Below are 24,959 nucleotides of genomic sequence, written 5' to 3' on the forward strand. Positions count from 1 at the left end.
TGCGCTCGGCGCGCCCCCCGCCTCTCCCCCCCCCCCCGACGCCCATTATCCCCTCCCCCCCGGGGGGGGGGGGGGGGGGGCCCCCCCCCCCCCCCGACTCGCTCGGAATCCGGCGCTCAGGCCTTGGTGACCTTCGCTCGCACACCACCGACGAGATCGGCGCCCTCCGGCCCCGCGTCCCCGAAGACCAGTGTGGTGGCGAGGATCTCGCCCGCGATCAGGTCGCGGTGGGCCTCGGCCCACGCGGCCCGGTCGGCGGGAACCTCCAGGACCACGGTGATGCGGTCGGAGACGTCGAGACCGGAGGACTTCCTGGTCTCCTGGAGGTCGCGGATCAGGTCGCGCGCCCAGCCCTCGGCCTCCAGTTCCTCGGTGACCACGGAATTCAGCACCACCAGGCCCGCGTTGCCGGGCAGCGCGGCGGTCGACTCCGGCTCGGCGGCGACCAGGCGCTGGGTGTATTCCTCGGGTAGCAGAGCGATTCCGGCGGCTTTGACCACGCCGTCGGCGCCCTCGGACCACTCCCCGGCCTTGACCGCCTTGATCACCGTCTGCACGTCCTTGCCGAGGCGCGGACCCGCGGCGCGGGCGTTGACCACCAGTTCGAAACGGCCGTGCACGTCCACGTCGGTGGTCAGGTCAACCTTCTTGACGTTGACCTCGTCGGCGATGATGTCGGTGAACGGCGCCAGCCGCTCGGCGTCGGCCGCGGCGATGGTGACCTCGGCCAGCGGCAGCCGCACCCGCAGGTTCTGCGCCTTGCGAAGGCTCAGCACCGTCGAGCACACCACCCGCACCTCGTCCATGGCGGCGACCAGCTCCGGATCCTCCGGCAGCTCGCCTTCCTTCGGCCAGTCGGCCAGGTGCACCGAATCGCCGCCGGTCAGCCCGCGCCAGATCACCTCGGTGATCAGCGGCAACAGCGGCGCGGCCAGCCGGGTGACCACCTCCAGCACCGTGTGCAGCGTGTCCACCGCGTCGCGGTCCTCGCTCCAGAACCGCGACCGCGACCGGCGCACGTACCAGTTGGTCAGCGCGTCGGCGAACGAGCGCAGCTCCTCGCAGGCGCCCGCGATGTCGTAGACCTCCAGCGCCTCGGTGATGACGTCCCTGGTCCGCGCCAGCTTGGCCAGGATGTAGCGGTCCAGCACATGCGGCGAGTCCGTCCGCCACGTCCCCGCCTTCGGCGCGTAGAGCTGCAGGAAGGTCCAGGCGTTCCACAGCGGTCGCAACGCGTGGCCAACGCCCTCGCGGATACCGCGCTCGGTGACGATGAGGTTGCCGCCGCGCAGGATCGGCGAGCTCATCAGGAACCACCGCATGGCGTCGGAGCCGTCCCGGTCGAACACCTCGTTCACGTCCGGGTAATTGCCCTTGGACTTGCTCATCTTCAGCCCGTCGTCACCGAGCACGATGCCGTGCGCGGCAACGGTTTCGAACGCGGGGGAATCGAAGAGAGCCGTCGCCAGCACGTGCAGCGTGTAGAACCAGCCGCGGGTCTGCCCGTTGTACTCGACGATGAAGTCGCCGGGGAAGTGGCTGTCGAACCACTCCTTGTTCTCGAACGGGTAGTGCACCTGGGCATAGGGCATCGAACCGGACTCGAACCAGCAGTCCAGCACCTCCGGCACCCGGCGCATGGTCGACTTGCCGGTCGGATCGTCGGGGTTCGGCCGGGTGAGCTCGTCGATCATCGGACGGTGCAGATCGGCCGGGCGCACGCCGAAGTCGCGTTCCAGCTCGTCCAGCGAGCCGTACACGTCCACGCGCGGGTAGGCCGGATCGTCGGACACCCACACCGGGATCGGGCTGCCCCAGTAGCGGTTGCGGCTGATGTTCCAGTCCCGCGCGCCCTCCAGCCACTTGCCGAACTGGCCGTCCCTGATGTGCTCGGGCACCCAGGTGATCTGCCGGTTCAGCTCGACCATCCGTTCGCGGAACTGCGTGACCGCGACGAACCAGGACGGCACGGCCATGTAGATCAGCGGTTGCCCGGAGCGCCAGCTGTGCGGGTAGGAGTGCTCGATCGTCTCGTGCCGCAAGAGCTTTCCGGCGGCCTTCAGGTCCTTGATGATCACCGGGTTGGCATCGAACACCATCAGGCCCTCGTACGGCGGAACCATCGAGGTGAACTTGCCGCCCGGATCCAGCGGCTGCACCAGCTCGATGCCGTTGGCCGTGCAGAACTCCATGTCCTCCTCACCGAAGGCAGGCGCCATGTGCACGATTCCGGTGCCGGAGTCGGTGGTGACGTAATCGGCGGTGAGCACCCGGTGCGCGTTCGGGTGGCCGACGAAGAAGTCGAACGGCGGAGTGTAGGACAGATCGGCCAGCGCGGCGCCGTCGTACTCGCCGAGCACCTCGGGCGCCTCGCCGAACTCGCGTGCGTAGTGCGAGACACGCTCGGTCGCAAGCAGATAGCGCTTGCCGTCGGCCGCGCGCAGATGCGTGTAGCGGATGTCCGGGTGCACCGCGATCGCCAGGTTCGACGGGAGCGTCCACGGCGTGGTGGTCCAGATCAGCGCGTTGGCCCCGTCGAGGACGTGCAGCGGATGCTCGGCAGGCACCCGCAGCGCCATGTCGACGGTGACCGCCGGGTCCTGGCGCATCTTGTACGCGTCGTCGAGGCGGGTCTCCTGATTCGACAGCGGCGTCTGCTCGTACCAGCTGTAGGGCAGTACCCGGAAGCCCTGATAGATCAGGCCTTTGTCGTAGAGCGACTTGAATGCCCACATCACCGACTCCATGAAGTCGGTATCCAGCGTCTTGTAGTCGTTGTCGAAGTCGACCCAGCGGGCCTGACGCGTCACGTAATCGCGCCATTCCCCGGTGTAGCGCAGTACCGACGATTTGCAGGCCGCGTTGAATTCCGCGAGTCCCATCTGGTCGATCTGTGATTTGTCCGTGATACCGAGCTGCTTTTCGGCTTCGATTTCCGCGGGCAATCCGTGACAGTCCCAGCCGAATCGCCGGTCCACCCGCTTACCGCGCATGGTCTGGAAACGTGGGACGACGTCCTTGACATATCCGGTGAGCAAATGTCCGTAATGCGGCAGACCGTTGGCAAAGGGCGGGCCGTCGTAGAAGACGAATTCCGCTGCGCCGGAACGGTTTTCGATGCTGGCGCGGAAGGTGTCGGCGGCCGCCCACGCGTCGAGCACGCGGCGCTCCATCTCGGGGAACGACGTCCCGTTGCCGACGCCGAGGTCGACGCGCGGGTACGCGCTGTTGCTGGAAGTGTGGTCCGCCATGGCGGATGCGTCTCCTCGTGCCGTGTCTTGTTGGCACGGGGACGATGACGGCGCCCGGTGCGCCGAAACCGCGGTACCACCCCGCTTGTCCGGCAGTACGCCGGACCTCTCATTCGCGAGCTGTGACGGGCTCACCCGTTCGGTTCTACTGAGCGTCCGGCCCGAGGCCGTGCCGCCGTTCTTCCGAAGGCTCCCCGGTGATAGCCGGATCGACGCCGTATTCAGGTTTGATTCTAGCCAGCGCGGTCAACTCAGTTTGCGAGGCGGGTCAGAGCTCGGTCTGCTTCACCGTTTGGCATGACGACCAGGAGGCGGTGGGATATCACCATCCGGCCTCCGCATGGACAGGGCACTCACCAGCAAGAGCACAGCACCGATGACGCACACCACGATGCACCCCCACGCCCAGATCACCGATCCCGTGGTGAGCGCGGCCACGAGCAGGGCGAAGCCGATCGCGGCAAGGACGAGTGTCAAGACGAGCATGATGACCCCCAAAGCATGCCGGGCGGCTCGACCGATCCCCTAGCGGTGGATGGACCGCTGCGCTGGGGCGCGTCGTGCTACTTGCCGCCCTTGGCGAACGAGGCGGGCGCGAGGTTGTTCGCCGTGTTGGCGTCGGCGAACGCTTCGCCGCCGTCGACCGGGACGGCCGAGCCGCGGTTCTCCAGCTCCTCGAGCTGCGACTCCAGGTACGACTTCAACCGCACCCGGTATTCCCGCTCGAACGTCTTGAGCTGCTCGATCCGGCTCTCCAGCACGGTGCGCTGCTGGGTGATGGTCGCCATGATCTCGGTGTGCTTGCGCTCGGCGTCGGCCTGCAACGCGTCGGCCTTCTCCTTGGCCTGGCGCAGCTGGTTGTCCGAGCGGCTCTGCGCGTCCGACAGCATCGCGTCCGACTTCTGGCGGGCGTCGGCGATCATGGCCTCCGACCGCGTCCGCGCGTCGCCGACCAGTCGCTCGGAATTCGCCCTGGCATTCGACAGCAAACTCTCAGCTTCGGACTTGGCGTCGCTGGTCAGCCGATCCGCCATCTCCTGGGCGAGGCTGAGCACCTTGGCGGCCTGCAGGTTCGCGTCGGCGCTGGCGTCCTTGGCCATCGGCGCGGCAGGCATCGGGGCGGGCGGCGCGGCGGGAACCGGCGGCTTGATCGGCTCCGGCTGCGGCGGAGGAGCCTGCGGCACCGGCGCTTTCACCGTGTTCGCCACGGCGGGGCCGCGATTCTTCTTGGCGTCGGCCAGTTCCGCGTCGAGTTCGGCGACCCGCTGGCGCAGGTCGGCGTTCTCCTCGATCAGACGCGAGAGCTCCTGCTCCACGAGATCCAGGAACGCGTCGACTTCATCCTCGTTGTAGCCGCGCTTCCCGATCGGCGGTTTGCTGAACGCGACGTTGTGCACATCGGCTGGGGTCAGCGGCATGGAAGGATCCCTTCACGCGTCTTTTGGAGATCTAGCAGATCTAGCAAGCTGTCTACACGGCCCATTCTGTCACACCGGAGCTACCGGTTGCCCGAGCCTGCCCACGATCGACATCAGGATGAACACGATGAAAAGCAGGACCATTATCGACAGATCCAAGCGAATTCCCCCCAGTGACACCGGGGGGATCAACCGCCTCAGGAGTTTCACCGGAGGGTCGGTGATCGTGAAGATCACCTCCAGGACGACGACCACGACACCGGTAGGACGCCAGTCTCGGGCAAAGCTACGGATGAACTCGACGATCACCCGGCTGATCAGCAACAGCCAGAAGATGAACAGTACGAAGTACAGCACCGCGAACAAGGCCACGACTTCACTCTGCCGTAAAAATCGCGTCGCGCAAAATGACCGCGCCCCAGAACATGCGACCGGTCTGCTCCACCCCCCAGATCACGAGCTTATTTCTGGTTGTAGAAGCCGGTTTCCGCGATCCGCCTGCGTTCTTCGGCCGATACGTCGACATCCGCCGGTGAGAGCAGGAACACTTTCGTCGCCACCTTGTCGAACGAGCCGCGCAGGGCGAAGGCCAGACCGGCCGCGAAGTCGACCAGCCGCTTGGCGTCGGCGTTGCTCAGATCCACCAGGTCCATGATCACCGGATTGCCCTCACGGAAGCGTTCGCCGATGATCCGAGCCTCGCTGTAGTCGCGCGGGCGCAGCGTCGTGATCTTGGACAAGGGGCCTCCGTCCTCGAAGATCCCGGGCCGCCGTACCGGGGCGGGCTCGGGACGCACGCGCTCCTCCAGCCTGCGCGCCTCGGCGTCGGGATCGACGGCGAGCGCGCCACGGGTGGCGCCGCGCAGCGTCGGCGCGCTCCCGCCCGCCCGGAACCGGCCGGAGGGGCCGGAGTCGATCCGGGTGGGGCGCCGCGGGGCCTCGTATCGGTCGTCACCGTAGGGCTCGTCGGCGTAATCGTCGCGCCGCGACACCGAGTATCCCGCCTTGTACGGCGACTTGTAGGCGGGCTCGGGGTAGCCGGCGTCGTCGAAACGGTCTGCGCCGTACTGGTCTTCGCCGTAGCGGTCGGCATAGCCGTCGCGCTCGGAGTAGTCACGGGGACGGGGTCGTCGAGCGCCGCGCTCGTCCACACCCCGGGGGGCGCGATCGTCGACGTAGTCGTCTTCGTAATCCTCGAGCGGAACCATGCCGAAGTACGCCTTGAACTTGTGCAGCGTGCTCATGACCGCTCCTCGCTGTCGCTCGGCTCCGTCATGACCACGATGGTGGCTGCGTCGATTACTCGCTCGCTGCGCTCGCTCATTCTGGTCGACCTTCCTTCGGCCCCGGTGGCGGCCGGGTGTTGAAGTCTTGCTCAGCCCTCGTCAGTTCCCAGCATATGTGTCGAATGTGACTGATGAGGTTTCTTTGCTACGCCGAGGTTATCGGTCGCGCACCCATCAAGGCAGTACCGACACGCACAACCGTCGAACCGTGTTCGATCGCGGATTCCAGATCACCGGACATTCCGGCGGAAAGTTCCGTCGCGTCCGGATGATCGGCGAGCAATCGAGTGTGCAATGTCGCAAGTCGTGCAAATGCCGCATCAGACTCCGCCCCCAAGGGCGGAATCGCCATCAGACCCGACAAACACAATCCCGGCGCGGCCGCTACCTGTTCGGCGAGCGCAGCGAGATCGGCCGCCGCCACACCGCCGCGCGCGGGGTCGTCATCCAGGCTCACCTGGAGCAACACCCGGACCGGTTCGGTGCGCTCCCCCGCCTCCAGCGCCGCCTGCGCACCGGCGTCAAGTGCGGTAGCCAAGCGTTCGCTGTCGATCGAGTGGACGGTGTGCGCCCAGCGGGCCACGGCCCGTGCTTTGTTCCGCTGCAGCCGCCCGATCATGTGCCACTGGATGCCGGTGAGGTCTTGCTCACGCAGGGCCGCCACCTTGGCCGACGCCTCCTGCTCCCGGGACTCGCCGAACTCGCGCCGCCCGAGCCGATGCAGGATCGCCACGTCGGAGGCGGGGAAGAACTTCGTCACCGGCAGCAGTCGCACCGCCTCCGGCGCGCGTCCCGTCGCGCGACAGGCCGCGTCGATCCGTGCCAGCAGGCCGGTCAGGTTGCCGGAAAGCTCGGCGGTTCTGGCCGCGCGCTGCTGCACAAGAGTCGGTCCTTCGGCCGCGACAATGGCCGGTTCCCTCATGCGGTGGCCTCCATCCAGATCACCCCGGCGATCCGGCCGGTCGGCGCGCCGCGACGATGGCTGAACAGGGTGCGGTCCTCGATGGTGCAGCGCGGGTCCACAGCGATCCCGGCGACCCCGGCCTCCCTGAGCTGCCGCGATATGCCCGCACGCAGATCGAGCCCGGGGGTTCCACGGACCGTCGTGGTCGCGCTGCCCGGCAGATGTGCTTCGACGTCGGCGCGCATCGCGGCGGGGACCTCGTATCGACGGCCGGAGGCGGCGGGCCCGAGAAAGGCGCCGACGCGATCCAGGCGCGCGCCGACCGACACCATCGCCTCCAGCACGCGTGGCACGATGCCGATGCGGGCGCCGACGCGCCCGGCGTGCACCGCCGCGATCACGCCCGCCTCGTCATCGGACAGCAGAATCGGCACGCAGTCGGCGGAGAGCACGACCAGCGCGAGGCCGGGCACCGTGGTCACGAGAGCATCGGTGGCGGGGACCGGCTCGGCTCGCGGGCCGTCGACGATTTCGACATTGCGGCCGTGGATCTGTTCCATCCAGACCAGGCGCTCGGGCAGCAGGCTGATCCCCTCGGCCAGCCGCTCGCGGTTGCGCCGCACCGCCGCGGGATCGTCACCGACGTGGTCGCCGAGATTGAACGAGTCGTAGGGCGGCGCCGAGTAGCCACCAGCCCTGGTCGTGGTGACCCGTCGAACGGTCGTAGTCGGCACAACTGTCATGCCGACGAGCCTAACGGCGGCCGGCGAACGGTGACGGAATGCCCAGGTAGAGGCCGAAAGATCCGCCGAGGCGGCGGTGCATACCGCCGAGTTCGGCGATCACGCCGCGGCGGCTCGGTCGCCGAAATCGCTTGTCCGTAGCCGTAGTACGGTCCGGCAGCGGCCGCAACGGCGACTCGGTCCCGGCCGGCGCCGGAACCGATCCGGTGGTCAGCCCCTGCGCATGAACGACGGCACGTCCACGTCGTCGTCATCGTCATCGCCGCCCGCGGGCGTGACGGGCGACCGCGGAGTGGTCGTGGCGGTCGGCTCGGCCAAGGTGCGCGGCCGTTCGGTGTCCCGATAACTCGGGACCGCCCCGCGGCCGGCGGTGCTGGTGCCCGACGTGCTCGCCGAGCTGTCGGTGCCGCGCGCCGAGATCTCGCCCACGCTTCGATGCCCGATCTCACCCGATCGCGCCGAACCGATGGCGCCCCGGCTCGCGGCGTCGAAGGTGCGCCGGGCGGGTCCGCCGCCGTCGAAGCCCGCCGCGATCACGGTGACCCGCACCTCGTCGCCGAGCGAGTCGTCGATCACCGTGCCGAAGATGATGTTGGCCTCGATGTGCGCGGCCTCCTGCACCAGCGACGCCGCCTCGTTGATCTCGAACAGACCGAGGTCCGAACCGCCCGCGATGGACAGCAGCACCCCGTGCGCGCCGTCCATGGACGCCTCCAGCAGGGGCGAATTGATCGCCGCCTCGGCCGCCTTCACCGAGCGGCCCTCGCCGCGCGACGAACCGATACCCATCAGGGCGCTACCCGCACCGGACATCACGCTCTTGACGTCGGCGAAGTCGACGTTGATCAGACCGGGGGTGGTGATCAGGTCGGTGATGCCCTGTACACCGTTGAGCAGCACCTCGTCGGCGGAACGGAACGCGTCCATCAGGCTGACCGCCGCGTCGCCGAGCTGCAGCAGCCGGTCGTTCGGAATGACGATCAGCGTGTCGCACGACTCGCGCAGCAGGTTGATGCCCACTTCGGCCTGATTGCCGCGCCGCTTGCCCTCGAACGAGAACGGGCGGGTGACCACGCCGATGGTGAGCGCGCCGAGTTTGCGCGCGATCTGTGCGACGACCGGAGCGCCACCGGTTCCGGTGCCACCGCCCTCGCCCGCGGTCACGAAGACCATGTCGGCGCCCTTGAGCACCTCCTCGATCTCGTCCTTGTGGTCCTCGGCGGCTTTGCGGCCGACTTCGGGGTCCGCGCCGGCACCGAGACCGCGGGTCAGCTCACGACCGACGTCGAGCTTGACGTCGGCGTCGCTCATCAGCAGCGCCTGTGCGTCGGTGTTGACCGCGATGAACTCGACACCTTTGAGTCCCTGCTCGATCATCCGGTTGACGGCATTCACACCGCCGCCGCCGATACCGACGACCTTGATCACCGCAAGGTAGTTGTGCGGGGGCGTCATGGGCTCTCGCCTTCCTTCGATCTAAAGCCTGTCGTTTCCGGATTCTCGGCACGCCGCCTTCGACCCGTCCGGGGTCGGGTCGCTGCAGGGAGCGAACCGCGGCGCGGGGCAAACCCTAAAGCTCAACCATAGGGTTAGCATTATGTCAAGTATCCGACTGGTGCGGAACGCTATTCGCAGCCGCCGCGATACGCGCGCAGGCGCGCCGACACGAGAGCCAGAATCTTGCGTGATCCCGCTCGTCTCGCCGCTCCACACGTCGTATGGTGAACGGTTGCACCCGGCCGCCCCCTCTTCGACGCCGGAACCGCTGCCGGGCCGTCGAAAATTCCCTGGGCGCAATGGGTGTGGATCACTTTACCGTGACCAGATTGGGACTCGAAACATCGAACACCGTTCCGGGGCGCGTCAGCAGCGGCAACACCACCGCCGACTTCCGTTCGCCGTCGCCCGTCCCGCCCCACAATACCGTGCGGCCGTCCTTCAGATTCAGCGAGATATCCGAAATAGACCGTGCCACAACCTCGTCCACCTGAATCGCCAGCGCGGGCGGGACGATGGCGAGGACCGACACGGCGGCGCCGGTCACCGGATCCGTGCCGCTGGGATGATCGGTGATCAACTTCGGCACACCGATCGGTGCGGGCTCGACCGCGAATTCCACGCCCTCCGCGTCGACCAGATGCGCGCCCTCGGGGCTGTCATAGAACAACACCGGAACGCGCTCGACAACCGTAACCCGCACCGTGGACGGGAAAACCCGCTGCACCCGCGCCATGCGAACCTTCGGAATGGTCACCACCCGCCGCGCGATCGCGGTGGTGTCGACGCGCAGTATGGAGCGGCCCGATGGGATTTCGAGCACATCGCGCACCTGCTGCTCAGGCACCGCTACCGTTCCGTCGATCCGCACGGTGCGCACCGACAGCACCGGCGTGTACCACGCGCTGACCCCGACCGCCGCAAGGACGCACACGGTCAGCAAGCCCCACAACCGAATCCGGCGCCAGTCCACCGCGCCGAACCGATCACCCGCTCGGCGCCCGGCCTCGCGCGCCGAACCGACCCCGCGCACGCCGGGTCACCGTCCGTGCTGGGGCCGGGCCCGAAGTCCGTCGAGAATCTGACCGCCGAGCATCGTCACGTCACCGGCGCCCATGGTGATCACCACGTCGCCCGGCAGCGCCAACCCCGCGACCTGACGGCCGACCCGGGACATATCCGGCTGGTAGTGCACCGGTTTCGTGACCGCCTGCGCGACCAGCGCGCCGTTCACACCGGGCAGCGGCTTCTCCCGCGCGCCGTAGACGTCCAGCACCACTACCTCGTCGGCCAAACTCAGCGCGGCGCCGAAGTCCTCGGCGAAAGTCGCGGTACGGCTGTAGAGGTGCGGCTGGAAGACCACGATGACCCGCCCCTGCCTGGACCGGGCGCCGTCGCGGGCCTCCTGCTGGACCAGTTCGGCGGCGGCGCCGAGCACGGCACGCACCTCGGTCGGGTGGTGGGCGTAGTCGTCGAAGACCCGCACGCCGTTCTCCCGTCCGGCGAACTGGAATCGGCGGTGCACGCCGCCGAAACCCTCCAGGCCCTGGATGATTTCGCCCACGTCGGCGCCGGTGGCACGGGCGGCGAGCAGAGCGCCGAGCGCGTTGAGCGCCATGTGCCTGCCGGGCACCGCGAGTCGCACGGTGCGCGGCGCGGCCTCGTCGGCGAGCTGGAACTGCGCGATCCCGCCGACGTCACGCGGCTCCCAGCTGTGCAGCCGGGCGCCCACCGGGACCGGCGCAGCGGCGAGATCGCCGGATCCGTACCCGAGGACCTGGACATTCTTCTCCGCCAAACGCGTGCCAACCCGCTCGGCCAGCGCCCGCGAGCCCGGATCGTCCAGGCACACCACGAGCAGGCCACCCGCGGCGAGCCGGTCGGCGAAATCGTCGAAGACCTGGACGTAGGCTTCGTCGGAGCCGAAGAAGTCCAAGTGGTCGGACTCGATGTTGGTGACCACGGCGACGTCCGGCTCGTACTGCAGCAGCGACCCGTCGCTCTCGTCCGCCTCGGCCACGAAGATGTCGCCGGTGCCGTGGTGGGCATTGGTGCCCGCCTCGTTCAGCTCGCCACCCACCGCGAAGGACGGGTCGACACCGCAGTGCTGCAACGACACGATGAGCATCGAGGTGGTCGAAGTCTTGCCGTGCGTGCCGGAGACGAGCAGGGTGCGATGCCCCTGCATCAGCGCGGCGAGCACGGTGGGGCGCAGCAGCACCGGGATCTCGCGCCGGTTGGCCTCGACCAGTTCCGGATTGGTCTTCGGAATGGCCGCGTAGGTGGTGACCACCGCGGTAGGGCCGCCGGGCAGCAGGTCGAGCGCGGTCGCGTCGTGCCCGATCCGCACCTGCGCGCCGCGCGCCCGCAGCGCGAGCACGCCACGGCTCTCCTTGGCGTCCGACCCCGACACAGCACCACCGCGGGCGAGCAGAATCCGGGCGATACCCGACATTCCGGCCCCGCCGATGCCGACCATGTGCACGCGCGCCAGCTCCGGCGGCAGAGCTGTCCGCTCACTCACGACTGCACCTCGCCGGCGCTCGGCTCCCTCGTGCGCGAGGGCGCACTGTGTCGATGGTTCACTCGCTGACGCTCGCTCATGCCCGCGCCACCTCCCTCGCGATCCGCGCCACCTCGTCGGCGGCGTCGCGGTGCCCCGCGCCTGCGGCGGCACGGCCCATCTCGATCAGCCGTGCGGGGTCCATGAGCAGCGGAATCACCTCATCGATCACATACTTCGGCGTCAACTCGGAATCGAGGACAATTCTGCCACCGCCCTGGCCGACCACCGGGCGGGCGTTGAGCTCTTGCTCCCCGTTGCCATGCGGCAGCGGCACGTAGAACGCGGGCAGGCCCACCGCGGAGACCTCCGCGACGGTCATCGCGCCCGACCGGCAGACCACCGCGTCGGCGGCCGCGTAGGCGAGATCCATCCGCGCGAGGTAGGGCACCGCCACATAACGGGCGCCGTCCGGACCGGAAGCGGCGGCGTCCAGCTCGAGCGTGTTCTTCGGACCGTGCGCGTGCAACACCGAGATACCCGCGGCGGCCAGCTGCGGCGCGGCCGCGGACACGGCCTCGTTCAGGGTCCGCGCGCCCTGGGAACCGCCGAAGACCAGCAGCACCGGCCCCTCGGCGGGCAGGCCGAAGTGGGCGCGTGCCTCGGCGCGCAGCGCGGCGCGGTCCAGTCCCGTGATCGATTCGCGCACCGGAATGCCCACGACCTGAGCGTTCGGCAAGCCGGAATCCGGAACAGCGGCCAGCACGCGTGCGGCGCGGCGCGCGCCGATCTTGTTCGCGATACCCGCCTTGGCGTTCGCCTCGTGCACCAGCACCGGAACCGCGCGACGGCGACGCAGCACGCCAGGGCCCGCGGCCAAGTACGCGGGCAGCGCCACGTATCCGCCGAATCCGATGATCACGTCGGCCTCGACGGCGTCGATCACCGCCCTGGTGGCGGCCACCGAGGCGCGCACCCGTGCGGGCAACCGCAACAGATCGGTCGTCGGCTTACGCGGTAATGGAACCGGCGGGATCAGTTCGAGCGGATAGCCGCGGCCGGGAATCAGGCGGGTCTCCAACCCGCGTTCGGTTCCCAGCGCCGTCACCCGGATCGAATCGTCGAGCCGTCGCAACGCGTCGGCCACCGCCAGTGCCGGTTCGATGTGGCCCGCCGTGCCGCCGCCCGCGACGATTACCGAGATCACCTGGATCTTCCTCGTTCCCTTGCGTGATTGACCGGATAGCTGGGTTCCCATGCCCTGGTGGCGCGCGCCGAACTGGTGCCGCGACTCTCCGGCGACCGGCGCCGCGGCGGTTCGCTACCGGAGCGTCCGCGTCTGCCGGGCGGCAGCGCCGACGGTCCGCGGTCGGCCGGTCGCGGCGCTCGGCCGCGCCGCGCCGCGGCCCGTGCCGGTGCGTACACCTCGGGTTTGGGCAACCGCAACAGCCTACTGAAGCGGCCGTCCTGTCCGGCGTGCAGCGCCGCCACCGCCTCCGGCTCGTGCCGGGCCGCGTTGGCGATGATGCCGAACATGAACAGCGTGATCGCCAGCGACGATCCACCCGCGGAGACCAGCGGCAGTTGCAGGCCGGTCACCGGGAGCAGGCCGACGACGTATCCGATGTTGATCAGTGCCTGCGCCGTGATCCAGGTGGTCGCGGTGGCGGTGAGCAGCCGCAGGAACGGGTCAGCCGAGCGGGCCGCGATCCGCAGGCCGGTGTAGACGAACAGCGCGAACAGGCCGAGCACCAGCGCGCAGCCGAGATAGCCGAGTTCTTCGCCGATGATCGCGAAGATGAAGTCGTTGTGCGAGTTGGGCAGGTAGCTCCATTTGGCCCGGCTCTGGCCGAGCCCGCGGCCCCAGATACCGCCGTCGGCCAGCGAGTACAGCGCCTGACGCGCCTGGTAGTTGATGCCCTGCGGGTCGTCACCCGGGTTGAAGAACGCGCGCATGCGATCGGAGCGATAGCCCGCCGACAGCGCGAGCACCCCGGCGGCGATCACACCGGACAGCGCGATCGTCACGAACAGGCGCACCGGCAGACCGCCGAACCACAGCAGCGCCGCGAGCACCACACCCAGCGCGATCGTGGTGGACAGGTTCGGTTGCAGCACGACGAGCAGGCACACCAGCAGACCGGCGGGCACCAGCGGAACCAGGACGTCCTTGAGGCTCGCGTGCTCGGCGCGGCGAGAGGCAAGCAGATGCGCGCCCCACACCACCAGCGTCACCTTCACGACCTCCGACGGCTGCACCGAGACCGGCCCGAGCACCAGCCAGCGGCGCGCGCCCTGCACCTGCGAGCCGATGCCGGGAATGAGCACCAGCAGCAGGGCGAGCACCGAAAGCGCGAACAACGGGAACGACCACTGCCGCAACCTGCGCAGCGGGATGCGCAGCGCCAGATAGAACAGCACCGTACCGACCGCGGCGAACATGGCCTGCTGAATGAACAGCGAGTAGGCCGATCCGCCGTCGGCGTAGGCCTCGACGCTGGAGGCCGACAGCACCATCACCAGCCCGAGCACGGTGAGCAGGGTGGCGATGGTGACCACCAGATGGAACGACGCCAGCGGCCGCGCCAGCCAGGCCCAGAATCGTGGGACCGACTCGCGCTTGCGCCGCGCCGCTTCCGTCATAGCCGCCTTCCGATGTCACCGTCTTCCAGGGCGTGCACCGCCGCGGCGAAGCTGCGGCCCCGGTGCGTGTAATCGGCGAACATGTCCAGCGAGGCGGCGGCGGGAGCCAGCAGCACGGTGTCGCCGGGCCGGGCGAATCCGGCCGCCGCGCGCACGGCACGCGCCATGACGGCGTCGGCCGCGGCGTTCCGCGACGCTTCGTCACCCATCCCTGCATCGTCTCCCGTAACCAGCTCGACGACCGGGACCTCGGGCGCGTGTCGCGCCAGCGCGGCCGCGATCACCGGCGCGTCGGCACCGATCAGCACGGCCGCGACCAAGCGGTCGGCGACCTCCTCGATCAGGTCCTCGACGTGCGCGCCCTTGAGCTGGCCACCGGCCACCCAGACCACCTGCGGATGCGCGAGGATCGAGGCGCGCGCGGCATGCGGGTTGGTGGCCTTGGAGTCGTCGACGAACTCGACCCCCGCCAGCTCGCGCACGAAGGCGGCGCGGTGCGGGCCGACCTTGTGCTCGATCAACCCCTCCCGGACGAACTGCGGCGCGACGTCGATCGCCCTGGTCAGCGCGGAGGCGGCGAGCGCGTCGGCGACGCCCGCGGGACCGGGTGGGCTGATGTCGGCGACCTCGGCCAGGATCGCGGCCTTGGTGAACGCGCGGTCGAGCAGCTTGCCGTCGACCACGCCGAGTTCGCCGTCGGCGGGCACCCCGACCCGGAAGCCAACGGTCCGGCGGGCCTTGGACTTGCGCGCCAGCGAAGCAGCCACCGGATCGTCCAAACCCACCACGCCGACCCGGCCGACCAGCGCTCGCGCCTTCGCCGCGGCGTAGGCGTCCAAGCCTCCGTGCCAATCCAGGTGGTCCTCGGCCACGTTGAGCACGACGCCCGCCTCCGGCCGCACCGACGGCGCCCAGTGCAGCTGGAACGACGAGAGCTCGACCGCGAGCACCTGTGGACCGGGATTGCGCCGCAACGCGTCCAGGATCGGGAGGCCGATGTTGCCGCAGGCCACGCTGGCGATACCCGCGGCGCGCAGAATCGAGTGGGTCATCTGCGTGGTCGTGGTCTTGCCGTTGGTGCCGGTGATGACCAGCCACTTGCGGACCGGGCCGTAGATCCTGGCCTGATCGACCCACCAGGCGAACTCGACGTCACCCCACACCGGCGTGCCCTCGGCCACCGCTGACGCGAGCACCGGCGAGTCCGGTCGCCAGCCCGGGCTGGTGATCACCAGCGCGAACCGGCTCCAGTCCGCGGTTTGGAGCTCGGTACAGGTGGCCACGTCCAAGCCGAGCCCGGCTGCCTCGGCCAGCGCGGCCGCGCCGCCATCGGTGACCACCGGACGCGCGCCGATATCGCGCAGCGGCTCGACCAGCGAGCGCCCGGACACGCCCCAGCCGGCGACCAGGACGTCCCGGCCGCGCAGGAATTCCAGCATGGGCCCTGGTGTGCGCAGGGCCCGCGGAGAATGTTCGACCATCTCGTTCACCCGACCGCGGAGAGGTATTCGCTGTAGAACAGACCGAGCCCGACGGCGGAGGCCATCGCGGCCAGCAGCCAGAATCTGATGATCACCGTGGTCTCGGCCCATTTGCTGAGCTCGAAGTGATGGTGGAACGGCGCCATCTTGAACAGCCGGTTGCGCGTCGTGCGGAAGACCGCGACCTGCAGCACCACCGACGCCGTCTCGGCGACGAACAGCGCGCCGATGACGATCATCAGCAGTTCGGTCCGGGTGGTGATGGACAGGCCCGCCAGCAGGCCGCCGAGCGCGAGCGAACCGGTGTCACCCATGAAGATCTTGGCCGGGGCGGCGTTCCACCAGAGGAACCCGACGCACGCCGCGGCGCCCGCCGCGCAGACCAGGGCGAGATCCAGCGGATCGCGCACGTTGTAACAACCGGTCTCCGGCTTGGTCTCGCAGGCGTGGTAGTACTGCCAGAAGGTGATGATCACGTATCCGCCGAGCACCAGGCTCATCGATCCGGCGGCCAGCCCGTCCAAGCCGTCGGTGAGGTTCACCGCGTTGGACCAGGCGACCACCACGAAGCACACGAACACCAGGAAGACGACCACGCCCATGGTCACCGTGCTGATATCGCGCACGTAGGACAGATGCCTGCTGGCCGGTGTGAGCCCGCTGCCGCCCTTGAACTGCAATGCGAGCACGCCGAACAGCACGGCCGCGGACAGTTGGCCGAGGTACTTGCCCGCCGCGGTCAGGCCAAGGTTGCGCTGCTTGCGGATCTTGATGAAGTCGTCGATGAAGCCCACCGCGCCGAGCGCCGTGGCCAGGCCGAGCACCAGCATCGCCGACGCCGATGGGCCGTCGGCGTTGTAGCCGATGCCGATCAGATGGGATCCCAGATACCCGGCCCACATGCCCACCAGGATCGCCACGCCGCCCATGGTCGGGGTGCCGCGCTTGGCCTGATGGCTGGCGGGACCGTCGACCCGGATCTCCTGTCCGAAACCCTGCTTGGCGAACAACCTGATCAACAGCGGGGTGAGCAGGATCGAGACCGTCAGCGCAATCGCCGCGGCAAAGAGAATCTGTCTCATCCTGCTGCCTCCGTGTCCTGTCCCGCCCCGCTGCTCGCCGGGGCGCCACGGCGTGCGGCCACGGCGCCCGGGTCGGTCAGATGCTCGGCGACCTCCCACAGTCCGACCGACTTCGATGCCTTGACCAGCACCACGTCGCCCGCCGCGACTTCCTCGTCGAGCAGTGCGATCGCCGCCTCGATGTCCGGTACGAGGACCGATTCCTCGCCCCATGACCCTTCCATCACGGCTCCCTGGTGCAGTGCGCGGGAGGGCCTTCCGGTTCCGACGACGACCACCCGGCTGACGTCCAGCCGCACGGCGAGCCGGCCGATGGCGTCGTGCTCGATGACCGATTCCTGGCCCAACTCGGCCATCTCGCCCAGCACCGCCCAGCTGCGCCGCGGCGCCTCGCCCGCGCGCGCCATGCTCACCAATGCCTTGAGCGCGGCGCGGACCGAATCCGGGTTGGCGTTGTAGGAGTCGTTGACGACGGTGATCCCGTCGGCGGTGGTGCGCACGTCCATCCGGCGGGCCGAAGCCGCGCGCGCACCGGACAACGCCGCCACCGCGGCGTCCAGATCCGCGCCGCATTCCAGCGCGACCGCGATCGCCGACAGCGCGTTGCCGACCTGGTGCTCGCCATGGACGGCCAGACGCACCTGGGCACTGCCCGCGGACGTGTGCACGGTGAACGCGGCGCGGGCCTGATCGTCGAGGCGGATGTCGGTGGCACGGATGTCGGCGATTGTGGACTGCCCGACCGTCACCACGCGCGCGGACGTGCGCGCGGCCATGGCGGCGACCTGGAGATCGTCGGCATTGAGCACGGCGAGCCCGGTCGGCGGCAGCGCCTCCACCAGCTCGCCTTTGGTCTTCGCGATGGCCTCGCGGCTACCGAACTCGCCCAGATGCGCGGTGCCGACGTTGAGCACCACGCCGATGCTCGGCGGCGCGACCTCGGCCAGTGCGGCGATATGACCCGGCCCGCGCGCGGACAGCTCGAGGACGAGGAATCGGGTGCTCGCGTCGGCGCGCAGCGCGGTCCACGGGTGACCGAGTTCGTTGTTGAACGAACCCGGCGGAGCCACCACCGGGCCCAGTGGAGCCAGCACGGCGGCGAGCAGATCCTTGGTCGAGGTCTTGCCGGACGAGCCGGTGACGCCGACGACGGTCAGCCCGCCGAGGACGAGGCGCGACACGCTCTCGCGCGCCAGCGCGGCGAGCGCGGTGAGCACGGCGGCGCCGGACCCATCCGAATCGTGCGTCAGGGCAACGGAATTCGACGGTATGGCGGCACGGTCCGCCGTGACCACGATGGCGGGAACGCCCACCGGCCGCGCCGCCAGCACCGCCACCGCGCCCGCGGCGACGGCCGCGACGGCGTAGTCGTGGCCGTCGGCGCGCTCGCCCGGCAACGCCAGGAACAGGTCGCCGGAACCGATTCGGCGCGAATCGAATTCGGCCGCGCCGGTCACTCGCACCTCCGGGTCGGCGACGTCGTGCAGCGTGCCGCCGACGACGTCCGCGATCTCCCGCAGTGTCATCTCGATCATGAAACCGTCAAGTCCTCCGCGTGGTTACCTTGCGGACTGCGTCTTTCCAATGCGGCCGCGAGGACGTCGCGGTCGTCGAACGGATGCTTCACGCCCTGGATCTCCTGCCCTGCCTCATGTCCCTTGCCCGCGACCAGCACCACGTCACCGGGGCGCGCCCAGTCCACCGCGGCCGCGATCGCTTCCGCCCGATCGCCGATCTCGCGCACTTCGCCACGCTCGGCCTCGGGCACCTCGAGCGCACCCGAGCGCACGGCGGCGCGGATCGCCGCCGGGTCCTCGGTGCGCGGGTTGTCGTCGGTGATGATCAGCAGATCGGCCCCCCGCGCGCCCGCCGCGCCCATCAGCGGCCGCTTGGCCGCGTCGCGGTCGCCGCCCGCGCCGACGACCACCGCGAGCCGTCCCCCGGTGTCCGCCGCAAGATGCCCGTGCAGCGTGGCGATCACCGATTCCAGCGCCGCTGGCTTGTGCGCGTAGTCGACGATCGCCAGGAAGTCCTGTCCGCGCTCCACCCGCTGCATCCGGCCGGGTACGTCCACGGTCGCCAGCGCGGGCGCGGCAACCGACGGCTCGACTCCCGCGGCGGCGCACACGGCGACGGCGAGCAAGCCGTTGGCGATGTTGTAGTGGCCGGGAAGCCGCAGTCGCACAGCGACATCCCCCTGCGGACCGGACGCGATGAAGTCCTGTTCGCCGCCGTGCGCCGACACCGTGCCGGTGACGCTCCAGGCGGCGGAACGGGCGGTCGACACGGTGACCGGGCGTGCGAGCCCAGCAGCCAGCCGTCGTCCCCACTCGTCGTCCACACAGATCACGGCGGTGCGCGCCGCCACAGGCGAATCCGGCTCGAACAGTTTGCGTTTCGCGGCGAAGTAGTCCTCGAAGTCGGCGTGGAAATCCAGATGGTCCTGCGACAGATTGGTGAACGCGCCCACCGCGAACCGCACCCCGTCCACCCGGCCCAGCGCCAGCGCGTGGCTGGAAACCTCCATCACCACCGCGTCCACTCCCTGCTCGACCATGAGCGCGAACATCGCGTGCAGCTGTGGCGCCTCCGGGGTGGTCAGCGCGCTCGGCACCCGCCTGCCGCCCATCCTGGTCTCGATGGTGCCGATCAGCGCGGTGGACAGCCCCGCGGCGGCCAGTCCGGCCTCGACCAGATAGGAGGTCGTCGTCTTGCCGGAGGTTCCGGTGATCCCGACGATGCGCAGCCGCTCGGACGGGTTTCCGTAGATCCCCGCGGACAGCTCGCCGAGTACCGCCCTCGGGTTCTCCCGGATCAGGACCGGCACCTCGAGGGGGCCCGCCAGCTCCGCACCCGCCGCGTCGGTCAGCACCGCGACCGCGCCCCGCGCCACTGCGTCCGCCGCGAAACGCGCGCCGTGCGAGCGGGCGCCGGGCAGCGCCGCGAACAGATCGCCGGGCAGCACGGCATGGGAACGCTGCTCGATGCCGGTGACCGAGACGCCATGCGCAGCCGTCGCGTCGCTCGTCGCCGCCCCGATGGCGGCGGCAAGCGACGCCAGCGGCGTCGACGGCGAATGCTCTGGCCGCAATGCGCGCGGTTGACCGGACTGCACAGAAACCAGGCTCCTTTCGGGGGCATCGATCGACGTGTCAGGTTACCGGCGACCGGTCACAGCGGGACCATGCGCCCCACCGCAAAGTCGGGTACCTCGCCCACCGCACCCTACGGGTTCGCTCGCCCGGTCCGGAGCACGCCACGCGCCGGTCGGACGCCGCCAGGCGAGACCGCGCCGGGCACGGCGGACCGCCGATCCCCTCCGCTTCTCGAACACGTCGCCCACCTGCGGTTTCCTGTGCACAGTGCTGATGCCTTCCTACCCGATCACGCAGGTCTCACACCGCGGCAGCGGTCGGATCACCCTGCCTGCAGCACGAATCGCCGGGACGGCTGCGCCGACGGCGGAACGCGGTCCCGCTGCAGCGCCCAGGAGGCGATGTTGTGGAACAGCGGAGCCACCGACCCGCCGCCGCTGCCGTCCGAACTGCGGATCGGGGCATCCAGCATGAGCCCGATCACGTAACGCGGATTGTCCGCGGGAACCATGCCGGCGAACGTGATCCAGAACGACGACGTGGAATAGCACCGGCAGTTCGGGTCCACCTTCTGCGCGGTACCGGTCTTGCCCGCCACCTGATACCCCGTGATGGCCGCGGGCCATCCGGTGCCGTTCTGGTTCGCGTTCATCGGGTCGCGCTGCACGACCGCCTGGAACATCGTCCGCAACGTGGCCGCGGTCTGCGGGCTCACCACCCGCACCCCGTCCGGCTGGGTCTCCTCGGTACGGGCGCCGTCCGGCGCGACCTCGGCGCGGACGATGCGGGGCGGGATGCGGACACCGTCATTGGCGATCGCCTGGTACATACTGGCCATCTGCAAGTTGGTCATCGAAAGCCCTTGCCCGATAGGGAGATTCGCGAACGTGCCGCCGGACCATTGGTCGCGGTCCGGCATCAGCCCAGCGCTCTCCCCCGGCAGGCCGATCCCCGTGCGCCGGCCGAGCCCGAACCGGTGCGCCATGTCGGCGAAGCGATTCTCCCCCACCCGCTGTGCCAGCAGGAGCGTGCCCACGTTCGAGGATCGGCCGAAGATTCCCGTGGTGGTGTACGGCTCGACGTCGTGCGACCACGCGTCGTGCACGGTGACCCCCGACATCTGGATCGCGCTGGGCACCTGCACGACCTCGTCGGGATCGGTCAAGCCGTACTCGATGGCCGCGGCCGCCGTGACGATCTTGTTCACCGAACCCGGCTCGAACACGTCCGTGACGGACGGATTGCTCAGATCGGCGCCCGCCCACTTCTGCGGTCCCAGCGCGGGGTTGAAGGTGTTGTCGTTGGCCATCGCCAGGACCTGTCCGGTCTTGGCGTCCAGGACGACGGCCGAAGCGGAGCCCGCACCGGAGACATCCTTGGCCTGCTGGACCTGTTGCTGCACGTAGTACTGCAGGTCCGAATCCAGGGTCAGCTCGACGGCGGACCCGTTGACCGCGGGCTGTTCGTCCCGCCAGCTGCCCGGGATGACCGCGCCGTCGGAACCGCGATCGTAGGTGTGCGACCCGTCGGTACCGGCCAGCACCGAGTCCAGCGACGATTCCAGCCCGACCTGTCCGTGGCCGTCCCAGCCGGTGGCGCCGACAACGTTCGCCGCCAGCGAGCCGCCGGGGTACACCCGGATGCTCTGCTGCTCCGAGCCGACTTGGGAGAATTGCTCGGTGATCTCACCCGCGATACGCGGATCGACATTGCGCGCCAAGTACACGAACGGCTCGTCGCTGCGCAGCTTCGCCAGCAGGTCCGCCTCCGCGGGCGCGTCCTTGCCCACCTTTTCGTGGATGGTGCGCGCGATGGCGCGCAGCCGCTCCTCCGGGTCGGGCGCCTTGTCGTTCTTGGCCCTGGCGTCCGCGAGCTCCTGGCGAACCCGAACGGGTTGGAAGGTCAAGGCTTTCGCGGAGATGGTGAACGCAAGCGACTTGCCGTTGCGGTCGGTGATCGGCCCGCGGATCGCCGGGTCCGGTTGATGGGTGGTGCGCTGGCTGGCCGCCTGCGCCGACAGTCCCGGCGCCGCGACGCTCTGTACCCACAGCAGTTGCAGCGCGACCACAGCGAGCGCGACCAGCATGATCACCCGTCCGACGCCGAGGCGCAGCCGGACCGGACCGTCCGAGACGGACACGGGAACCTGGCGGGGCCTGGCCGCGGCCCTGGGTGCGGAGGGTCCGCGGCGCCGGCGCTGCGCTTGCCTCGGGTGCGTCACCGCGGCACTCCGCCGGGTACGTCCCGCGGCTGCGGTGCCTGCGGCACAGCCACGTCCACCTGCGGCTGCGGCGCGCCGGCTGGTTGGGCCGTCGGTTCGGCCTGCGCCGGGTCGACCGGCGAAGGAGACACCGGTGCCGGGTTCCCCGGTACGGGCGCCGCGTTCGCCTGAGCGCTGTTCTGCGCCCCGGTATTCGGACGTCCCTGTGGCGGGGCGCCGGGCGTGGTGGTCACCGGGACCACCCGTTCGCCCATGGCCGCGCGCGACGGAGTAGGCGATGCGTTCAGCGGCGGCACCGGGGCGCCCTGGGCCGGGGTCGGTTTGCCGATCACCGTGACCGAGCCGTCCGGGCCGACGAGCAGGCGGGCCGGGTCCCTGGCCGGGATCATGCCGAGTTCCCGCGCTCGCGCGGCCAGTTCCGGCGCCGAATCGGCGGCCTCCACCTCACGCTGCAACGCGGCGCGCTCGTCGGCCAGTCGCCTGTTGGTGGCCCGTGCGTCGCCGAGCTGGTAGCTGTCCTCGGCGGCGCGGGTGGTCAGCAGCAGGGTGAGCGCCAGACCGCAGCCGAGCAGCGCGATGAGCGCGGTGACGAAGGGGATGCGCGCGGCCATCGCCGAGCGCCGCACGGCAGGCAAAAAGGCGCTGTCCGAGCCGTTCTCGACGCGCATCCGCCGCCGCGCGTAGGCACGCTGCGCCGCACCGGATTTCACCCGCTCGGCATCCTGGACCCGCCGGGCGACCCGGCCCGGCGCTTCGACGGTCCGTGTCCGCACGCTCATCGGTTCCCCTCCTCTGCGCAATGATTCGTCATCACGCCTCCTGGATCCGCTCCGCGGCACGCATCCGGACCGGCGTCGCCCGCGGGTTCTCTTCGATCTCCTGTTCGGTCGCCTTCTCCGCGCCGCGGGTCAGCAGCCGGAACTCCGGTCCCATGCCGGGCAGTTCGACCGGCAGGCCCATCGGAGTCCTGGACGTGGTGCGCGCGGCGAACTCCTGCTTGACCACTTTGTCCTCCAGCGATTGGTAGGACATCACGACGATGCGTCCGCCGACACGCAGCGCGGCGAGCGCTGCGGGCAGCGCGGCCCGCAGCGAATCGAGTTCGCGGTTGACCTCCACCCGCAGCGCCTGGAAGGTGCGCTTGGCCGGATGCCCACCGGTGCGGCGGGTGGCCGCGGGGATCGTGGCGTACAGCAGTTCCACCAGTTCGGCGCTGGTGGTGAACGGCTTGATCTGGCGACGCCGGACCACCTCGGCGGCGATCCGGCTCGCGAAGCGTTCCTCGCCGTAGGTTTTCAGCACCCGGGCCAGGTCGCCGTGGCTGTAGGTGTTGAGCACGTCGGCGGCGGTGGGTCCGCTGGTCGGATCCATCCGCATGTCCAGCGGGGCGTCGACGGAGTACGCGAAGCCGCGGTCGGCCTCGTCCAACTGCATCGACGAGACACCCAAATCCATCAGAATCGCCGAGACCGATCCGGTGGCGGGCAGTCCCGCTTCGGTCAGCGCGTCGGCGATGCCGTCATAGCGGGTGTGCACCAAGGTGATCCGATCCGCGAATGGCTCGAGCCGTTCGCCGGCCAGTTTCAACGCGGTGGTGTCGCGGTCCAGCCCGACCAGATGGATGTGCGGGTAGGTGCGCAGGAAGTGCTCGGCGTGACCGCCGAGGCCGAGGGTGGCGTCGACGTAGATCGCGCCGGGCTCGGACAGAGCCGGACCGAGCAACGCGTCGGCCCGTTCGAGCAGAACCGGAACGTGGCGGGGGCCGCGCTGTTCACGGTTCACCTCGACCTCCCGGAGTTTGCCTCGCGTTGTCGCGCACCGCACACGGGTCGCCTTGATACACAGTGCTTTCGATACGGATACGAATGCCCCGTGGTCTCTGACCGAACTCCGGCACCTGGCGTCGGGGAAGTACGTCAGGGTCCGCGTCCGGGCAGAGACCGCGCGGCACTCGTTCGCCCGCGGCTAGAAGATTCCGCCCAGCGACTCGTCTCTGGCTTGCGAGAAGTCCTCCTCGTGCTCGGCGAGGTAGGACTCCCACGCCTGCTTGTCCCATATCTCCAGGAAGTCGACCGAGCCGATCACCACGCAATCCCGTTTCAGGTTGGCGTAGCGACGGTGGTCGGCCGACAACACGATCCGGCCCTGCGCGTCCGGACGTTGCTCGTCCGTTCCGGCCGCGAGTGCCCGGACGAACGCCCGAGCCTGCGGGTTGCTTCGAGACGCGGCCGCGGCCCGCCGGGCGAGCGCGGTGAACTCTTCCTTCGGGTACACGGCAAGGCTGTGGTCCTGCCCCTTCGTGACCATCAACCCTCCCGCCAGATCGTCTCGAAACTTCGCAGGCAACGTGAGTCGCCCTTTGTCGTCCAGGCGAGGTGTGTAGGTACCGAGAAACATCTCGATACCTCCCTAGTCGATCACCTCGCTGGTCGGCCCTTCCGTACTGCGCGCTCCACATTACCCCACTTTCCCCCACTTTCAATCGAAACAGGCGGTGATCTGGCTCCCGACCCAGACGATTCCGCAGGTCATCTCAGCTATCACTGCCGTGGAGAACTTTTCACGAGTTCTGCCGACACGCGCCACCCCCTGGGACAAACGCCCGAAAACACCCAGCAAACGCTCTGATCCCCGGGGCGCGGACCGCTGCGGGCGGCGTGGTGGGGGAAGTTTGTGGGGAGGTGTGGGGGAACCGGGAAGTCCCACTCGAAGATCATCCGCGCGGCCGGTTTCCACACGCACGAGACGGCGACGCCGCACCATTGCGGTGCGGCGGGGCCCGCGGGGGTGAAATTGTGAAGGTAAGTGGGAGGGATTATTTGTAGAAAAGGCGCC

Annotated in this window: 20 protein-coding genes; all 20 read right to left on the minus strand. The window is 69.4% G+C overall.

Annotation, left to right across the window (positions count from 1 at the left end; genetic code table 11):
* Positions 1 to 116 precede the first annotated feature (116 nt).
* On the minus strand, positions 117 to 3,251 hold the full coding sequence (gene ileS / locus AB0M45_RS30615) for an isoleucine--tRNA ligase (protein ID WP_364336347.1): 3,135 nt from the start codon (positions 3,249 to 3,251) through the stop codon (positions 117 to 119).
* Between the two features lie 285 nt (positions 3,252 to 3,536).
* Entirely contained in the window at positions 3,537 to 3,737 is a 201-nt protein-coding gene (locus AB0M45_RS30620; protein WP_364336349.1) for a hypothetical protein, read from the minus strand.
* A gap of 77 nt (positions 3,738 to 3,814) precedes the next feature.
* On the minus strand, positions 3,815 to 4,669 hold the full coding sequence (locus AB0M45_RS30625; RefSeq protein ID WP_364336351.1) for a DivIVA domain-containing protein: 855 nt from the start codon (positions 4,667 to 4,669) through the stop codon (positions 3,815 to 3,817).
* A 69-nt stretch (positions 4,670 to 4,738) separates the two neighbouring features.
* Complete coding sequence (locus AB0M45_RS30630) at positions 4,739 to 5,041, minus strand: YggT family protein (protein WP_039797136.1); 303 nt, start codon at positions 5,039 to 5,041, stop codon at positions 4,739 to 4,741.
* Positions 5,042 to 5,130: 89 nt separating this feature from the next.
* Positions 5,131 to 5,913, minus strand: a complete 783-nt coding sequence (locus AB0M45_RS30635; protein WP_364336353.1) for a cell division protein SepF — start codon at positions 5,911 to 5,913, stop codon at positions 5,131 to 5,133.
* Positions 5,914 to 6,100: 187 nt separating this feature from the next.
* A complete protein-coding gene (locus tag AB0M45_RS30640; RefSeq protein ID WP_364336355.1) occupies positions 6,101 to 6,877 on the minus strand; it encodes a YggS family pyridoxal phosphate-dependent enzyme in 777 nt (258 codons plus the stop codon).
* A complete protein-coding gene (gene pgeF / locus AB0M45_RS30645) occupies positions 6,874 to 7,602 on the minus strand; it encodes a peptidoglycan editing factor PgeF (RefSeq protein ID WP_364336357.1) in 729 nt (242 codons plus the stop codon). The genes AB0M45_RS30640 and pgeF overlap by 4 nt, the downstream gene beginning before the upstream one ends.
* 210 nt (positions 7,603 to 7,812) lie before the next feature.
* Entirely contained in the window at positions 7,813 to 9,057 is a 1,245-nt protein-coding gene (ftsZ, locus tag AB0M45_RS30650) for a cell division protein FtsZ (RefSeq protein WP_364336359.1), read from the minus strand.
* 352 nt (positions 9,058 to 9,409) lie between these two features.
* Positions 9,410 to 10,051: an FtsQ-type POTRA domain-containing protein gene (locus tag AB0M45_RS30655; RefSeq protein WP_364336397.1), complete on the minus strand. Its 642-nt coding sequence runs from the start codon at positions 10,049 to 10,051 to the stop codon at positions 9,410 to 9,412.
* Positions 10,052 to 10,138: 87 nt separating this feature from the next.
* Complete coding sequence (gene murC / locus AB0M45_RS30660) at positions 10,139 to 11,578, minus strand: UDP-N-acetylmuramate--L-alanine ligase (protein ID WP_364336399.1); 1,440 nt, start codon at positions 11,576 to 11,578, stop codon at positions 10,139 to 10,141.
* Positions 11,579 to 11,699: 121 nt separating this feature from the next.
* Positions 11,700 to 12,809, minus strand: a complete 1,110-nt coding sequence (gene murG, locus AB0M45_RS30665) for an undecaprenyldiphospho-muramoylpentapeptide beta-N-acetylglucosaminyltransferase (RefSeq protein ID WP_364336361.1) — start codon at positions 12,807 to 12,809, stop codon at positions 11,700 to 11,702.
* Positions 12,806 to 14,245 (minus strand): putative lipid II flippase FtsW, encoded by a 1,440-nt coding sequence (gene ftsW, locus AB0M45_RS30670; protein WP_364336363.1) that lies wholly within the window; start codon positions 14,243 to 14,245, stop codon positions 12,806 to 12,808. The genes murG and ftsW overlap by 4 nt, the downstream gene beginning before the upstream one ends.
* Positions 14,242 to 15,684 carry a UDP-N-acetylmuramoyl-L-alanine--D-glutamate ligase gene (murD, locus tag AB0M45_RS30675; RefSeq protein WP_364336401.1) on the minus strand — a complete coding sequence of 481 codons (1,443 nt, stop codon included), beginning with the start codon at positions 15,682 to 15,684 and terminating at the stop codon, positions 14,242 to 14,244. Before murD ends, ftsW begins: the two co-directional genes overlap by 4 nt.
* Positions 15,685 to 15,731: 47 nt before the next feature.
* A complete protein-coding gene (gene mraY, locus AB0M45_RS30680) occupies positions 15,732 to 16,808 on the minus strand; it encodes a phospho-N-acetylmuramoyl-pentapeptide-transferase (RefSeq protein WP_040776879.1) in 1,077 nt (358 codons plus the stop codon).
* Positions 16,805 to 18,343, minus strand: coding sequence for a UDP-N-acetylmuramoyl-tripeptide--D-alanyl-D-alanine ligase (murF, locus tag AB0M45_RS30685; RefSeq protein WP_364336366.1), 1,539 nt, complete (start codon positions 18,341 to 18,343; stop codon positions 16,805 to 16,807). The genes mraY and murF overlap by 4 nt, the downstream gene beginning before the upstream one ends.
* Positions 18,340 to 19,869: a UDP-N-acetylmuramoyl-L-alanyl-D-glutamate--2,6-diaminopimelate ligase gene (locus AB0M45_RS30690; protein WP_364336403.1), complete on the minus strand. Its 1,530-nt coding sequence runs from the start codon at positions 19,867 to 19,869 to the stop codon at positions 18,340 to 18,342. The genes murF and AB0M45_RS30690 overlap by 4 nt, the downstream gene beginning before the upstream one ends.
* A gap of 356 nt (positions 19,870 to 20,225) precedes the next feature.
* Positions 20,226 to 21,989: a penicillin-binding protein 2 gene (locus tag AB0M45_RS30695; protein WP_364336405.1), complete on the minus strand. Its 1,764-nt coding sequence runs from the start codon at positions 21,987 to 21,989 to the stop codon at positions 20,226 to 20,228.
* Positions 21,990 to 22,120: 131 nt separating this feature from the next.
* A complete protein-coding gene (locus AB0M45_RS30700; RefSeq protein WP_364336367.1) occupies positions 22,121 to 22,903 on the minus strand; it encodes a hypothetical protein in 783 nt (260 codons plus the stop codon).
* 31 nt (positions 22,904 to 22,934) lie between these two features.
* Positions 22,935 to 23,906, minus strand: a complete 972-nt coding sequence (gene rsmH, locus AB0M45_RS30705) for a 16S rRNA (cytosine(1402)-N(4))-methyltransferase RsmH (protein ID WP_364336369.1) — start codon at positions 23,904 to 23,906, stop codon at positions 22,935 to 22,937.
* A 183-nt stretch (positions 23,907 to 24,089) separates the two neighbouring features.
* Positions 24,090 to 24,521: a division/cell wall cluster transcriptional repressor MraZ gene (gene mraZ, locus AB0M45_RS30710; protein ID WP_040776870.1), complete on the minus strand. Its 432-nt coding sequence runs from the start codon at positions 24,519 to 24,521 to the stop codon at positions 24,090 to 24,092.
* Positions 24,522 to 24,959: the final 438 nt, after the last annotated feature.

The sequence above is a fragment of the Nocardia sp. NPDC051787 genome, assembly GCF_040681325.1.
Classification (GTDB): Bacteria; Actinomycetota; Actinomycetes; order Mycobacteriales; family Mycobacteriaceae; genus Nocardia.